General features: G+C 67.7%; 15 protein-coding genes. 9 read left to right on the top strand and 6 right to left on the bottom strand.

Annotation, left to right across the window (positions count from 1 at the left end; all coding sequences use genetic code 11):
* Nucleotides 1-8: 8 nt before the first annotated feature.
* Nucleotides 9-1442, bottom strand: a complete 1434-nt coding sequence (locus FHW84_RS03030) for a transglutaminase domain-containing protein (protein WP_167252621.1) — start codon at nt 1440-1442, stop codon at nt 9-11.
* 248 nt (nt 1443-1690) lie between these two features.
* Here FHW84_RS03030 and FHW84_RS03025 point away from each other — a divergent pair, with 248 nt between their 5' ends.
* The 7 genes from FHW84_RS03025 (at nt 1691) to FHW84_RS02995 (ending at nt 9506) form a co-directional block, all read left to right on the top strand.
* Nucleotides 1691-2839, top strand: a complete 1149-nt coding sequence (locus tag FHW84_RS03025; protein WP_167252620.1) for a DUF819 family protein — start codon at nt 1691-1693, stop codon at nt 2837-2839.
* 71 nt (nt 2840-2910) lie between these two features.
* Entirely contained in the window at nt 2911-4296 is a 1386-nt protein-coding gene (locus tag FHW84_RS03020; protein ID WP_167252758.1) for an SH3 domain-containing protein, read from the top strand.
* A gap of 34 nt (nt 4297-4330) precedes the next feature.
* Entirely contained in the window at nt 4331-5428 is a 1098-nt protein-coding gene (locus tag FHW84_RS03015) for a dipeptide epimerase (protein WP_167252619.1), read from the top strand.
* Nucleotides 5429-5465: 37 nt separating this feature from the next.
* Nucleotides 5466-6314, top strand: coding sequence for a MurR/RpiR family transcriptional regulator (locus FHW84_RS03010; RefSeq protein WP_167252757.1), 849 nt, complete (start codon nt 5466-5468; stop codon nt 6312-6314).
* Between the two features lie 23 nt (nt 6315-6337).
* Nucleotides 6338-7129 (top strand): hypothetical protein, encoded by a 792-nt coding sequence (locus tag FHW84_RS03005; protein ID WP_167252618.1) that lies wholly within the window; start codon nt 6338-6340, stop codon nt 7127-7129.
* Complete coding sequence (locus tag FHW84_RS03000; protein WP_167252617.1) at nt 7126-8379, top strand: dicarboxylate/amino acid:cation symporter; 1254 nt, start codon at nt 7126-7128, stop codon at nt 8377-8379. The genes FHW84_RS03005 and FHW84_RS03000 overlap by 4 nt, the downstream gene beginning before the upstream one ends.
* The gene (locus tag FHW84_RS02995; RefSeq protein WP_167252616.1) at nt 8376-9506 is read left to right on the top strand and encodes an FAD-dependent oxidoreductase; all 1131 of its coding nucleotides are present in this window, start codon (nt 8376-8378) and stop codon (nt 9504-9506) included. The genes FHW84_RS03000 and FHW84_RS02995 overlap by 4 nt, the downstream gene beginning before the upstream one ends.
* A gap of 13 nt (nt 9507-9519) precedes the next feature.
* Here the strand turns inward: FHW84_RS02995 and FHW84_RS02990 are convergent, their stop codons facing one another.
* The 5 genes from FHW84_RS02990 to FHW84_RS02970 all read right to left on the bottom strand — a co-directional run bounded on the left by FHW84_RS02990 (nt 9520) and on the right by FHW84_RS02970 (nt 12931).
* Nucleotides 9520-9972, bottom strand: coding sequence for a hypothetical protein (locus FHW84_RS02990; RefSeq protein WP_167252615.1), 453 nt, complete (start codon nt 9970-9972; stop codon nt 9520-9522).
* An 11-nt stretch (nt 9973-9983) separates the two neighbouring features.
* On the bottom strand, nt 9984-10700 hold the full coding sequence (locus tag FHW84_RS02985; protein ID WP_167252614.1) for a hypothetical protein: 717 nt from the start codon (nt 10698-10700) through the stop codon (nt 9984-9986).
* 118 nt (nt 10701-10818) lie between these two features.
* Nucleotides 10819-11478: a hypothetical protein gene (locus FHW84_RS02980; protein WP_167252613.1), complete on the bottom strand. Its 660-nt coding sequence runs from the start codon at nt 11476-11478 to the stop codon at nt 10819-10821.
* A 4-nt stretch (nt 11479-11482) separates the two neighbouring features.
* A complete protein-coding gene (locus FHW84_RS02975; RefSeq protein WP_167252612.1) occupies nt 11483-12625 on the bottom strand; it encodes an acyltransferase in 1143 nt (380 codons plus the stop codon).
* Between the two features lie 93 nt (nt 12626-12718).
* Nucleotides 12719-12931, bottom strand: a complete 213-nt coding sequence (locus FHW84_RS02970) for a hypothetical protein (protein WP_167252611.1) — start codon at nt 12929-12931, stop codon at nt 12719-12721.
* A gap of 318 nt (nt 12932-13249) precedes the next feature.
* On the opposite strand from FHW84_RS02970, the gene FHW84_RS02965 reads away from it, so the two are divergent.
* Both FHW84_RS02965 and trpD read left to right on the top strand, forming a co-directional pair.
* Nucleotides 13250-13846 carry an aminodeoxychorismate/anthranilate synthase component II gene (locus FHW84_RS02965; protein WP_167252610.1) on the top strand — a complete coding sequence of 199 codons (597 nt, stop codon included), beginning with the start codon at nt 13250-13252 and terminating at the stop codon, nt 13844-13846.
* Nucleotides 13843-14901 carry an anthranilate phosphoribosyltransferase gene (trpD, locus tag FHW84_RS02960; protein WP_208399578.1) on the top strand — a complete coding sequence of 353 codons (1059 nt, stop codon included), beginning with the start codon at nt 13843-13845 and terminating at the stop codon, nt 14899-14901. The genes FHW84_RS02965 and trpD overlap by 4 nt, the downstream gene beginning before the upstream one ends.

The raw sequence follows: 14901 nt of genomic DNA, 5'->3' as shown, positions 1-14901 counted from the left end.
AAAAGAACTCAGGCGCCGCCGGCACGCCCCCGCGCGTCCGGCAGCAGCTGCCACTGGAAGTGGTAGTCCCACTGGTCGAAGTACAGATTCCCGCCCTTCCACTCGACCTCGCCGCGTTGCGAATCGACGTTGTCGGAGCGGAACTGCTGCTTGGGCGGCGTAAAGGGCTGGCCAAAATCGCGGTTGAAGGCGATGCGCCAGGCGTCCAGGCCGCCGAGGTAGAACCATTGCAGCGGCGCGTCGGCCGGCGTGGCCGGATGCAGCTGGCCGGTGGTCACGTCCATCGGCACCCAGCCGTAGGGCGCCAGATACACCTGGCCCCAGTCGTGGATGTTGTCGTAGCCGTTTTCGGCGAACACCATGCCGGACTGCCAGCGCGCCGGAATGCCGTTGAGCCGCAGCAGGGCGATCAGCAGCAGCGTCTGCTGCCCGCAGTCGCCGTGCCCGGCGTGCAGGGTGTAGTCGCTGATGTTGCTGATGGTCGAATACTCGCGCGCACCGGCCCAGGGGATGCGGTCCACCGCGGCGAACAGCTTCTGCACGATGCGGTAGGGGTTCTTCTCCTCGCCCACCACATCCTTGGAGAACTTGCGCAGGTCGTCGGTGAACACCACGTGCGGCGCGCGCTCGGCCACGTAGGGTGCAAGTTCTGGCGTGATGCGCGTGGCGGTGACCTGGTCCGGGTCGATCTCGCGGTACTGCGCGGACAAGCTCACTTCATAGGTCACCGAGAACACGGTCTTCTCGCCGGCCTTCGCGAGCTGCTCCAGGTACACCGTGCGCATCGGCGCGCTGGCCGGCGCGATGTCGTGCTTCGCCGGCACGCTGGTCACGTAGCGGATGTCGTCCTGCTGGCCGGGCAGTTCCTGCGGATAGGGAATCCACGCACGCACCGTCTCGCCCGCGGGCACGGCATTGGCGTCGACGGTCAGCGTCTGCGTCATGCGCACGCGGTGCGGCAGCACGTGGGTTGCGTGTGCGGCCAGCGCGGCGGCGCGCACCTGGCGGTGGTAGTCGTTGAGCGACTCCATCGGGCCGTCGGTGAGCGGTGTCTTGTCCGTGCGGCGCCCGCGTGCCTCGGCGCTCAGGCGGAACAGGTTGCCGGGCGAGCGCTTGAAGTACAGCGTGCGGCCGTCGATGGTCTGGTGCTCGAACAGGCCGGCGGCGTCCCAGCGCGCGAAGTCGGCGTCGCTCAGGTCCGGCATCTGCTTGCGCACCCGCGCCTTCACCGCGTCGGCGTCGAGGGTGAAGTCGAGCAGGATGCGGCGCATGCGCTCGCGCTGGAACAGCCAGTCCTGGCGCGCCTGGGCGGAGAGTCCCGGCTGGGCCAGCGCCTGGCCGATCGCGGCTTCGGCCTGCTTGAAGTGGCCGGCGTCGATCTGCGCGATGGTGGCGTTCAAGCCCGCGGGCGTGTCGCCGGCCGCGGCGAAAACGGGGGACATGGCGCAGCCCAGGGCCAGCGCAAAAGCGGTGCGGCGCAGTGCGCGCGCGGCCGCGGAACCCGGTGCCGAGCCTGCCGTTTTCAACACCAGAACTCCCCCGCAAGAAGTTGTTGAAAACGCTGTGTAGCATGCTTGCAATCCCTGGTCAATAATTTATGCTTCGATAGAAATTGACAGGAATTAGCTATTCCAAGCCTGCCGAATTGCCATGGGCCAGCCGCCCGGCAGCCACTGACGAAGGGGGTTCGATGATCCAGACGGTCTGGCCTTATCTGGCGCTGATGCTGTTGGCGGCCGGGGCATTCCCCGCGCTGGAAAGGCAGTTCGGCTGGCGGATCTTCAACGTGCTGCCGCCTATCGTGCTTACCTATCTGCTGGTCACCGCCCTGGCCGTGTCGGGGCTGTGGAAGAACACCGCCGAGATCCAGGCCGCGCAGGGCATGCTGGTGGAGCGCATGGTGCCGGCGCTGGTGTTCCTGCTGATGATCAACTGCGACCTGCGCGCGATCTTCGCGCTGGGTCCGCGCGTGCTGGCGGTGTTCGCCTGCACCTCGGTGAGCCTGTTCACCGCCTTCGTGGTCACCTACCTGATGTTCCGCCACTGGCTGCCGGGCGACGCCTGGCATCCGCTGGCTGCGCTCAGCGGCAGCTGGATGGGCGGCACGGCGAACATGATCGCGGTGAAGCAGGCGATCGGCATGTCCGACACACACCTGGCCATGAGCCTGCTCACCGACGCGCTGTGCTACTCGATGTGGGTGGTGGTGCTGTTCTCGGTGGCGCGCCTGGCGCCGGCCTTCAACCGCTGGACCCGCGCCACCTCCAGCGCGGACCTGATCGTGGCGGAAACGCGCGTCGACAGTCCGCCCACCACCGACAGCGTGCTGCTGTGGCTGGGCCTGGCCCTGCTGGTGGCGGCGGGTTCGGCGTGGCTGGGCGACCGGCTGCCGGCGTCCGGCATGGTCAGTCCCACCACCTGGACCATCCTGCTGGCCACCGGCTTGGGCCTGCTCGCGGCGCATACGCCGCTGGCGCGGCTGCCGGGCGCGGGCAAGATTTCCGGCACCTTGCTGGTGGCGGTGGTGGCGGTGCTGGCCTCGCAAAGCAATTTCGAAGGCATGGGCCGCGCGCCGCTGTACCTGCTGTGCGGCGTCTGCATCATCGGCATCCAGGGCGTGCTGCTGGCGCTGTTCGCCAAGCTGTTCCGCTTCGACCTGTACCTGTGCGGCATTTCCTCGCTGGCGCATATCGGCGGCGTCGCCGCCACCCCGGTGCTGGCCGCCACCTATGCGCGTCCGCTGGTGCCGGTGGGCGTCTTGCTGGCCCTGCTCGGCTATATCCTCGGCACCGGCTTCGGCCTGCTGGTGGCCCAGGTGCTGTCGATGCTGTCGTCGTGAGCGGCGGCGGTCGATGAGGAGAACGCGTTGAGGAAATCGGGATGAGGAAATCGGCAATGAAGAAACCGACCATGCGCTACCCGCTTGCCGCCGCCTGCCTGGTCCTGCTGCTGCCGATGGGCGCCGCGCTGCAGGCGCGCGAGATGGCGGTGCCGCCCTCGGGCGTGATCGGCGTGGGCGCCGAGCAGCTGGATCCCGCGTTCTGGCTGCGCCAGGCGCCGTCGCCCGATGCCGTGGTGCTGGATGCCGCCGCCATCGCCGCGCGCAACGCGAAACTGCTGCAGGTCGATCCGAGCATGCACGACCTGCAGGCGCTGCCCGCCACGCTGGAGCGCGCGCAGGTGCTGAAGTGGATCCAGGATCTTTCGAAGCGCCCCACGCACGAGCTCTACGACGAAGCCGGCCGCAGCGTACCCGCCGCCACGCTCGATGCCCTGCTGCCGTCGCTGGCGCTGGACCAGGTGCCGGCCACGCAGAAGACCCGCTACGGGCTGGTGGTGAAGCGTGCCGCGCTGCGTTCCTTTCCCACCTCGCTGCGGGTGTTCAGCCACAAGGGCGACACCGATATCGACCGCTTCCAGGAAACCGCCGAATTCCCCGGCACACCGGTGGCGATCGTGCATGCCAGCCAGGACGGCCGCTGGCTGTTCGTGGTGAGTCCGCGCTATGCCGCGTGGGTGGAACGCGACGCGATCGCCGAAGGCAGCCGCGAACAGGTGCTCGGCTATGCCGACAAAGCGCCGTACCGCGTGGTCACCGGCGCCACCGAGCGCACCGTCTACACCCGCGAACAGCCGGGCGTCTCGCAGCTGCAGCTGGACATGGGCACGCGCGTCCCGCTGGCGCAGGGCCTGGCGGCGGACCAGCCGGTCAACGGCCAGCACGCCTACAGCTCGTGGACGCTGGAGCTGCCGGTCCGCCAGGCCGACGGCTCGCTCGCCTTCAGCCCCGCGCTGCTGCAGAAGAACACCGACAGCGCGGCGGACTATCTGCCGCTGACCCATGCCAACCTGATCCGCCAGGCCTTCAAGTTCCTCGGCGAACGCTATGGCTGGGGCCATGCCTACGACGCGCGCGACTGCAGCGGCTTCGTCTCCGACGTCTACCGCAGCATGGGCGTGCAGATGCCGCGCAATACCAGCGCGCAGGCGGTCAGCCCGGGGCTGGAGCACACCTTGTTCACCGACAAGGACAGCCGCGCGGTGCGCGAGAAGGCGGTCGACGAGCTGCAGATCGGCGACCTGATCTACATCCCCGGCCACGTGATGATGATGCTCGGCCGCATCGACGGCGAACCCTACGTGATCCACGACACCAACGGCCTCAGCTACCGCCAGGACGGAGCGATGCGGCGGGTCAGGCTCAATGAAGTGTCGGTGACGCCGCTGCGTCCGCTGATGTTCAACGACACGCAGCGCTATATCGACCGCATGACCAGCATCGTGCGCATCCGCTGACCGACCGACGACCCGACCCACACAGACGGACCTCATGAAAATCACCGATATCCAGTTCGGCATGCTGCGGGTGCCGCTGAAGACGCCCTTCAAGACGGCCTTGCGCACGGTCGAGCGCGTGGAGGACATCGTGGTGATGGTGCATACCGACACCGGCCACGTCGGCTTCGGCGAGGCGCCGGCCACCGCGGTGATCACCGGCGACACGCACGGCTCCATCGTCGACGCCATCCGCCATTACATCGCGCCGCGGCTGATCGGGCACGAGGTGGCGGACCTCAACCGGATCACCCACCTGATCCAGGCCTCGATGGAAAAGAACACCAGCGCCAAGGCGGCGGTGGAGATCGCGGTGTACGACCTGTGGGGCCAGCTCTACAAGGCGCCGCTGTACCAGCTGCTGGGCGGCGGCGATCCGGTGATCACCACCGACATCACCATCAGCGTGGACTACATCGACAAGATGGTGGCCGATTCGATCAGCGCGGTGGAGCGCGGCTTCGAGTCGCTGAAGATCAAGGTGGGCAAGGACATCGGCGTCGACATCGAGCGCGTCAAGGCGATCTACGCCGCGGTGGAAGACCGCGCGCTGCTGCGCCTGGACGCCAACCAGGGCTGGACCGCCAAGCAGGCGGTGTACGCGCTGCAGACGCTGGAAGACGCCGGCGTGAAGCTGGAACTGGTCGAGCAGCCGGTGAAGGCGCGCGACCTGGAAGGCATGCGCTATGTCACCGAGCGCGTGCATACGCCGGTGATGGCGGACGAGAGCGTGTTCGGCCCGATGGAGGTGATCGAGCTGATCCGCCTGCGCGCGGCCGACATCATCAACATCAAGCTGATGAAGACCGGTGGCATTTCCAATGCCATCCGCATCGCCGACATCGCCGGCCTGCACGGCATCGACTGCATGATCGGCTGCATGCTGGAAACCAGCATCAGCGTGGCTGCCGCGGTACACGTGGCGGTGGCCAAGGCCGACGTGATCACCAAGGTGGACCTGGACGGCCCCTCGCTGTGCCAGTACGACCCGGTGGACGGCGGGGTGAACTTCAACGAGTCGGAGATCTCGATCAGCGACGCGCCTGGGCTGGGCATCCGCCAGATCCGCGGTCTGGAACCGATCGATGGCTAGGAGCCCAAGCATGGCCTCGTCGCTGCCCGCACCGCCCATGTCACCGCTGGTGAAGATCCGCTCCGAGCGCGACCAGATGTCGGCGGTGGAGCGGCGCATCGCCGACTTCATCCTGGAGAACGCGCAGCTGCTGCGCGACTACTCCTCGCAGCAATTGGCGAACGCGCTGGGGATCAGCCAGTCCAGCGTGGTGAAGTTCACCCAGAAGCTGGGTTTCAAGGGCTATCCGGACCTGAAGTACTCGGTCGGCGAGGCGATCGCGCGCGCCGACAACGGCGAGGCCGCGGTGGCGGCGCACCCGGTGGCCGGCGGCGAGCGCGAGTCGCTGGCCACCAGCCTGTGGCGGCGCAAGTCGGAGGCGGAAGAGGCGACGCGGCTGATCAATCCGCCGGAAACCCTGCGCGGCGCGGTGGAGGCGCTGGGCAAGGCCGGCAAGGTGTTCGTGATCGGCGTGGGCGAGGACGACATCTACTCGCGCGGCTTCGCGCTGAAGCTGTCGATGCTGGGCATCGCCACGGTGCAGAGCTTCGACGTGGCGCGGATGATGGCGAGCATTTCTTCCGGCGGCGCGGGCGACGTGCTGCTGATCTTCTCCGAGCATGGCCACCATCCGGCGCTGTGCAAGATGGGGCGGCTGTTCCGCGAGCAGCGCGGCCGTTTGCTGACGGTGACGCGCCATACGTCCAATCCGCTGCGCGCGCTGGCCGACCTGGCGCTGCTGGTGTCGGCGCACGACGAGCAGCCATACGTGCAGTCGATCGTCTATCAATCCGCCCTGCAGCATCTGCTGGACGGCTTGTTCATCGAGCTGTGCGAGGGCGACGAACGCCGCCACGCGCAGCTGCTCACCAATCTGGAACGGCTCCAGCTGCTGCTGGAACCCTGACCGCCTGACGATTCCGGGGCCGCATGATCCACGCTTTCCGTCTGTCCACACTGCGTTCGATCGTCGGCCTGGCGCTGCTTGCCTTGGCCGGTTGCGCTGCTTCGCCGCCGCCGCGCACCGATGCCCTCGCATGGAAGGATGCGCGCCAGCTGGTGCTGGTCGTTACCGGCGACTGGAATGTCGACCACGGCCGGATGCGTGCGTACGAGCGCCATGGCGATGCGTGGCAGCCGGTGGCGGATGCGGTGCCGGTCACCATCGGCCGCTCGGGCGCCGCCTGGGGCGTGGGCCTGCATGCGCCGCGCACGGATGGCCCGGTAAAGCATGAAGGCGACGGCCGCAGTGCCGCGGGCGTGTTCCGTATCGGCGAGGCCTTCGGCTATGCCGGGCATGCGGATACGGCGCTGGCGTACCGCGCGCTGACCGTGTCGGACTACTGCGTCGACGTGGACGGCTCGCCGCTCTATAACCGCATCGTCGACGCCAACCATGAAGACCCCAAGGCGGTGGCCGGTTCGACCGAGGCGATGCGGCTGGACCTGCACGCGCACGGCGACCAGCGCTACAAGCTGGGCTTCGTGATCGAGCACAACCCGGACGGGCAGCGCGGCGCCGGCTCCTGCATCTTCGCCCACCTGTGGCGCTCGCCCACCGACAGCACCGCCGGCTGCACCGCGATGGACGAAGCGGCGATGCGCCAGCTGCTGGGCTGGCTGAAGCCGGAAGAACACCCGGTGTTCGCGCTGCTGCCGCGCCAGGCCTATACCAAGCTGCAGCGCGACTGGGCGCTGCCGGCGGCGGACGCCGCGCCATGAGTCCCACCGCGCGGGTACTGGCCGGCCTCGCCGCCGGCGCGGCGCTGGGGCTGGCGCTGGACGCGATGAGTCCCGCGCTTGCGGTGCGCGTCGCCGACGTTGCGCAACCGCTGGGCCGGCTATGGCTGAACGCCTTGCAGATGACGGTGGTGCCACTGGTGCTGGCGCTGATCGTGGTGGGCGTGAACACCGCCACCGATGCGGCCGCGTCCGGGCGCGTGGCGCGGCGCGCGATCGGGGTGTTCATCGTGATCCTGGCCGGTGGCGCATTGCTGGCGGCGTTCGCCGCGCCCTCGGTCTTCGCGCTGTTTCCGCGCAGCCCGGCGCTGGCCGCGGCGCTGGGCAAGACGGTGGCGGGGCCGGCGTCGACGGTGGCGCCGATGGGCTGGGCGGACTGGTTCAACGGCATCGTGCCGAGCAACGCGATCATGGCCGCCGCGCAGAGCGCGATGTTGCCGACGGTGGTGTTCGCGCTGTTCTTCGGCTTTGCGCTGACGCGGATCGAGGCGGCGCGCCGCACCTTGGTGGTGAATTTCTTCCAGGCCATCGCCGACACCATGATCGTGGTGGTGCGCTGGGTGCTGTGGGCGGCGCCGGCGGGCGTGTTCGCGCTTATCCTGGCCGTGTGCGCGCGGGCCGGGCTGCATATGCTCGGTGCGCTGGGCATCTATGTGCTGGTCGAATGCCTGCTGTACCTGGCGGTGACCCTGCTGATGCTGCCGGTGGCGGTGCTGTGGGGTGGCGAGCGCATACGCCGCTTCGTCGCCGCGCTGGCGCCGCCGCAGGTGGTGGCGCTGAGCACGCAGTCCTCGCTGGCCTCGATGCCGGCCATGCTGGAAAGCGCCGGCACGCGATTGGGTTATCCGCAGCACGTCAATGCGCTGGTGCTGCCGATGGCGGTCAGCCTGTTCCGCCTGACCAGTCCGGTGCAGTACGTCACCTCGGCCTGTTTTATCGCCTGGGCCTTCGGCATCGAACTGGGCGCGGCGCAGCTGGTGCTCGGCGCGCTGCTGGCGGTGGTGATCAGCCTGGGTTCGGTGGGCCTGCCGGGGCAGGTGAGCTTTATGGCGACCAACCTGCCGGTGGCGCAGGCGATGGGCGTGCCGGTGGGGCCGCTGGGCCTGATGCTGGCGGTGGACACGCTGCCGGATGCGCTGGCCACGCTGGGCAATGTCACGGCCGATCTCACCGCCACCAGTGTGGTGGCGAAGCAATCGGCGGCGGATGCCGCCGCGGTGGAGAGCGCATGAGCCGGATCGTGGAGGTCGATGCGGTGGTGATCGGCGCCGGCATGGCCGGCGCCTCGGTGGCGTACTTCCTGGCGCCGCATGCGCGGGTGGTGGTGCTGGAACGCGAGACGCATCCGGGCGTGCATGCCACCGGGCGCTCGGCGGCGCTGTTCTCCGAAACCTACGGCTCGCCGCAGGTGCGCGCGCTGACGCGGGCGACGCGGCCGTTTCTCGAGCATCCGCCGGAAGGTTTCGCGGCGCATCCCATCCTCACGCCGCGCGGCACCGTGATCATCGGCGATGCGGACAGGGTCGATGCGGTGGTGGCGATGCACGATGCGATGTCGTCGCATACCTCCGATCTGAAACTGCTGTCGCCGGACGAGTTGCTGGCGATGGTGCCGGTGCTGCGCCCGGAAGCGGCGCGCATCGGCCTGCACGAGCCGGGCGCCGCGGACATCGACGTCAACGAACTGCACCAGGGCTTTCTGCGCGGCCTGCGTGCACGCGGCGGACAGCTGCGCACCGGCGTGGAGATCGGCGCGATCGAACGCGGCCCCGGGCATTGGTATGTGGATGCGGGCGACACGGTGTATCGCGCGCCGCTGGTGCTCAACGCGGCGGGCGCCTGGGTCGACCAGGTGGCGAACCTGGCCGGCGTCCATCCGCTGGGCATCGAGCCGCGCCGCCGCTCGGCCTTCCTGTTCGCAGCGCCGGATGGCCTGGCCACCGCGCGGTGGCCGTTCGTGATCGATGCCGACGAAAGCTTCTACTTCAAACCCGACGCTGGATTGCTGCTGGGTTCTTGCGCAAACGCCGACCCGGTACTGCCGCACGACGTGCAACCCGAAGAACTCGACGTGGCCCTGGGCATCTACCGCATCGAGGAAGCCACCACGCTGAGCATCCGCCGGCCGGTACGCACCTGGGCGGGATTGCGTTCCTTCGTTGCCGACGGCGATCTGGTGGGCGGCTTCGCCACGGATGCGCCGGGGTTCTTCTGGGTGGCGGCGCAAGGCGGCTACGGCATCCAGACCAGCGCGGCGATGGGCGAAGCCTGCGCGAGCCTGGCGCTGGGCAGGGCGCTGCCGGGCTATCTGCAGGATGCCGGCTTGAGCGCGGCGATGCTGGCGCCGCGCGATCAATAAGGTCCACCGGAAACTACCGCGGTCGAAAAGGCGGCCTGACGTAAATGGTGCCGCCGCCAACCGTAACCGTCGGATTGATCAGTCCCGAATCGGGCCTCAGCGGAGCGATGCTTGGTCCCGTGCTGGGCCTGCCGCCGCTGCCTCCTCCATGTCCTGTATGGGAACCACCGGTGGCTGGGTGATCCTGCCGCCGCTCGGTCTTGCCGTTGATGTAGTCGAGACCGTTGAGACCATTGATGATGTCGTAGGTCGTGCAGAACTGTGCATTGCAGATGGTCAGTGTGTCGCCCGGCTTGAAGTTGTCCCATGCCAGGAAATGGTCAAAGTTTCTTATGACTCTCAGTGTCAGAACGTCCGGGATGGGCGACGACACCTTGCAGGAGTTCTGGCATATGCCGAGGTAATGAGGGGTGCCGGCCAGGGCGGGCGCCGTGGCGAGAAGGGAAAGCAGGCCAAATAGCTTCATCGGCTGCCCTCCTACTTGCAGTGTTCGGCAACGAAGGCTGTCGCCGCGGATTGCAGGGCAAATATGCGTTGAGGCGGCAGCCTTGCTTCCAGCCGCATCTGCTCGGTTGGATCGTACGTAGCCAGCAGCTTGTTGGTAATGACTTCGTACTTGTAGGCAGTCTCCGGATCGTCCCCATACAGAAGGCCATCCGCCTTGCCGGCATTGAAGGCAATCATGCCGATCGCGTCGACATTGCACTCGTCGGCAAGCGCTTCAAGATAATGCCGGGACGTCGAAAGGTAGCTCTGTACGGCCGCGGGATGTTCGAGTGCGTATTCGGTGCTGCCTAGCGCTTCCGTGGTGCCGGAGGAAGCGTAGATGTACCTGGCCGGGCCATATCCATGCTCCGCGGCGAGCCTTAGCCACGTTGCCCTGCCATCGAGTTGCTCCTGGCTGATGTCCTTGCACGTGGCGAGATAGGCGCTGTTGTCATCGGCGAGTTTTGCTGTCGAGCAGGCGGCAAGACTCGCGTACAGCAAGGTGGCGGCGTGATCGTCGCCGGCCTTGGCCTGGTCGATAAGAGTGTCCAGATGATCCTTCAGCTGCCCGGTGGGCGGCTTGAGGGAATCGATATGCTTGATGCGATGAAAGGCCGGGTTGTCGCCCGGATCGGTGGCCGCCATCGCACAGGCGGATACGCAGGTGGTCACCAGCGCGGCGATCAGGTTTGCAAGGGGCTTGCGCATTTCGTTCCCGGTCTCGATTCGAATGAGGAGGCCGGGTGAGATTCCTCGATCCTGCCGGGATCGCTAAGCATGAGCGCTGCATTTTCAGACAGTGCCTAAGCTGGCAGGGCGGACTGCCTCAATGGTGGCTCCCGGTTTCGTCATCCGCAGGCAAACCGACGCCAAGACCTGGTCTCGCGCCCGCGCCCGCAGCCATGCCGCCGCCAGCTTTTCCGCCGCCGCTACCTCCACCCTTGTTGCCCTCACCTTTGCCGCGTTGCGCAGCCACACGCGCCGGTCCCTGCTTCGGAATGCCGACGGAGGAGGGAATCGGGTCGAGGTCCAGCACTTCGCGGATGAAATCGCGCAAGGAGATCACCAGCTCGTCGATATGCACGGGCTTTCCCGCCACCAGTTCGTTGGCGGCATGTGCGGCGAGTTCCACCTGCCGTTCGGTGCCCAGCAGGATGATGTCCGACAGCGCCGCTTCCACCGCATCGCGCGTACGGCGCGCTCGTTCGCCCGCCGCCATCGCCGCTTCCGCTTCGCCGCGTTCGCGCAGCTGGCGCAGGTGGGTGGGGTCGACGGCGAGGTTGCCGGTGAAGGAGCCGCCCAGGGTCTTGTAGGCGGCGATCAGGGTGCGCAGGCGTTCGTTGATCTGGCGGTTGGCGCGCTCGCGCCGCTGCTGCACCGTCTGCATCGCCAGCAGGCGGATGCCGACGCCGATCAGGGTGATCACCGCCAGGCCGATCAGGGTGGAGAGCAGGCCTTGCCAGGAGGTGAAGTCGAGATTGCGCATGGCGCTAGGCTTCCTTGGTGCTGACGCGGCCTTCTGCGGATGCGGGCGTGGCGAAGATGCGCGCATGCAGCGCCAGCAGGCGGTCGCGCACGCGCACCGCCAGGCCGTCCTCGACGTAGCGCTTGGAAAGCGCGGCCACGGCCAGCGGTACCGGCACGATCAGGATGGCGTAGGGCCAGGTCGCGGTGAGCTTTTCCTGTCCGGCCAGGACGAAAAGCTGGGTGATCGCGCAGAACACGATGTAGTGCAGCAGGTACAGCGAATAGGAGATGCCGCCCAGCCAGACCAGGACGCGCGGCACGCGCGGCTCGGCGTTCTTGTAGGTGAGCGCCATCACCGCGAACATCAGCATCAGCGGCGCGCCCCAGCGGATCGGGCCGTGGACCCACACCGGCGCGGTGCGCCAGGCGGTGGCGACGATCAGCAGGACGCAGGCGGCGATCAGGGCATCGGTCAGCTTCGAACGCGGCAGGCTCAGCTTCGACCGGTACAGCAGGCCGATCAGCACGCCTGCCGCGAACTCCCACACCATGGGATTGGTGAGCTGCCCGGCCAGCGCGCTGCCGAAGTGGTAGTCGTTATTGGCCAGCAGCGACACGTAGCCGGCCGCCAGCCACGGCGCCAGCACCAGGGTCAGCACCAGCCAGGCAGCGAACGCGATCCATCGCGCCGAGCCGAACAGGATGGCCAGGCCGAATACCACATAGAAATAGAACTCGTAGTTGAGCGTCCAGCCGATCGCATACGGCAGGCCCAGATAGGGCGGCTGGTGGGTGGACACCGGCAGGAAGCACAGGCTCTTAAGAATGTTCGCCAGCGGCGCGATCGGCTGCGCCGTCGCGGCCAGGAAGGCTATCCACAGCAGCACCGCCACCGCATACACGGGCCACACGCGGGCGAAGCGCTTGATCAGGAAGCCGCTGGCATAGCGCAGCGAGCCGTCGGCGCCGCGCGTGGTGTAGACCATGATGAAGCCGCTGACCAGGAAGAACAGGTCCACGCCCTGCGCCGCGGGCATGATGTAGTGCTCCACGAACGGGCGCCATTCGGTCTCCAGCAGATAGCGGCGCGCATGCGTCAGCACCACCAGCAGGGCGGCGACGCCGCGCAGCGCCTGGATCCAGTCAAGCTTGTGTCGTTCCGCCATGGGGCGCCCGTGGTCGCATCGTCCGCGGATTTTAGACTTAAGGCTGTCTGAATCCGCAATCAATTTGGGCGTATTCCGATGCTCGCGCCGGATCTATTCCTCCGGATCGAAGTTCAGCGCCATGCGCAGCAGGATGGCCAGCGCGATGCCCGCGGCCACGCCGACCAGGATCGCTCCCGCCACGGGCTTGCTGGCGCCGCTGACGATGCTCAGCAGCATCAGCGCCAGCGCGCTCAGCAGCAGCGTGATCTGTTTCGGGCCGCGCCCATGCTTTTTTGCGGATGGGCGGTTGCGCTGCGCTTTCATCGTCGATGCTCCGACTGCCGCGGATGCGGCGGACCACCGCTGCATCTTGGCGCGGGGGTGTAGAGGCGTCTCTTAGGCGCAGGCTGAAATGGCGCCCGGGGCACTGCATTCGGGACAGACGACGGGTGTTAGATGCTTTCCGCGGTCACGAAGGGGCGAAATGGACGTCCAAGCGCCATGGCGGGGACTACATGCCGATCCGTTCCGTCATGCCCCGGCAGGCGCGCTATCCTGTGCGCTCCCCACGCCCCGCCCAGGCGGGCGCGAAGTCCGGGCCATGGCCCGTAACACGGTTAAATTCATAGGGTTGCAGCGCTCATGTTGCTGATGATCGACAACTACGACAGCTTCACCTTCAACCTCGTCCAGTACCTGGGCGAGCTGGGACAGGAAGTGAAGGTGGTGCGCAACGACGCGCTCGACGTGGCCGGCATCCGCGCGCTGCGGCCCTCGCACATCATGATCTCGCCCGGCCCGGGCACGCCGGACGACGCGGGCGTGTCGCTGGACGTGCTGCGGCAGCTGGCGGGGGAAGTGCCGGTGTTCGGTGTATGCCTTGGGCACCAGGCCATCGGCCAGGCCTTCGGCGGCAAGGTGATCCGCGCCAAGCAGATCATGCACGGCAAGACCTCGCCGGTGCGCCATCGCGGCCGCGGCGTGTTCGCCGGGCTGCCGGACCCGTTCGAGGCCACGCGCTACCACTCGCTGGTGGTGGAGCAGGGCTCGCTGCCGGACTGCCTGGAAGTCACCGCCTGGACCGAGCACGCGGACGGTTCGATCGACGAGATCATGGGCCTGCGCCACAAGACCCTGCCGATCGAGGGCGTGCAGTTCCACCCCGAATCCATCCTTACCCAGCACGGCCACGACCTGCTGCGCAACTTCCTCGGCCTGCCGCTGAAGCTCGCCGCATGAACGGTGCCGGGCGCAGCATCACCATCACCCCGCAGGAAGCGCTGCAGCGAACCATCGAGCACCGCGAGATCTTCCACGACGAGATGATCGAGCTGATGCGCCAGATCATGCGCGGCGAAGTCAGCCCGCTGATGACCGCGGCGATCATCACCGGCCTGCGCGTGAAGAAGGAAACCATCGGCGAGATCACCGGCGCCGCGCGCGTGATGCGCGAGCTGGCGGCGAAGGTGGACGCCGCGCCGCATCCGCATTTCGTCGACATCGTCGGCACCGGCGGCGACGGCGCCTCCAGTTTCAATATCTCCACCGCGTCGATGTTCGTCGCGGCGGCGGCGGGTGCGCGCGTGGCCAAGCATGGCGGGCGCAGCGTGTCGTCCAAGTCGGGCAGCGCGGACGTGCTCGAGGCGCTCGGCGCGGCGATCGACCTGCCGCCGGCGCAGGTGGCGCAGTGCATGGGCGAGACCGACATCGGCTTCATGTTCGCGCCCAACCATCATCCGGCCATGAAGGTGGTGGCGCCGGTGCGCAAGGAAATGGGCGTGCGCACCCTGTTCAATATCCTGGGGCCGCTGACCAATCCGGCCGGTGCGCAGAATATTCTGATGGGGGTGTTCCACCCCGACCTGGTCGGCATCCAGGTGCGCGTGCTGCAGCAGCTGGGCGCCAGGCACGCGCTGGTGGTGTGGGGCCGCGACGGCATGGACGAGATCTCGCTGGGCGCCGCCACCCTGGTCGGCGAGCTGCGCGATGGCGAAGTGCGCGAGTACGAGGTGGAGCCGGAGGACTTCGGCCTGGCCATGGCCTCCAGCCGCAACCTGCGCGTGGAGAACGCGGCCGAGTCGCGCGCCATGCTGCTGGAGGCGCTGGAAGGGCGCCGCGGCGTGCCGCACGACATCGTCTGCCTCAACGCCGGCGCGGCGCTGTATGCGGCCGATGTCGCGACTTCGATCGCCGCGGGTATCGAATTGGCGCGCGCGACCATTGCCAGCGGCGCGGCTCGTGCAAAAATGGACGCTTTCGTGGCTACCACCCGAAGGCTTGCGGCAGCGTCGTAA

It is taken from the genome of Dyella sp. SG562 (assembly GCF_011759495.1).
Taxonomy (GTDB): Bacteria; Pseudomonadota; Gammaproteobacteria; order Xanthomonadales; family Rhodanobacteraceae; genus Dyella_D; species Dyella_D marensis.
Note: the sequence above shows the minus strand (reverse complement) of the source record. Positions and strands in the feature narration are given on the sequence as shown.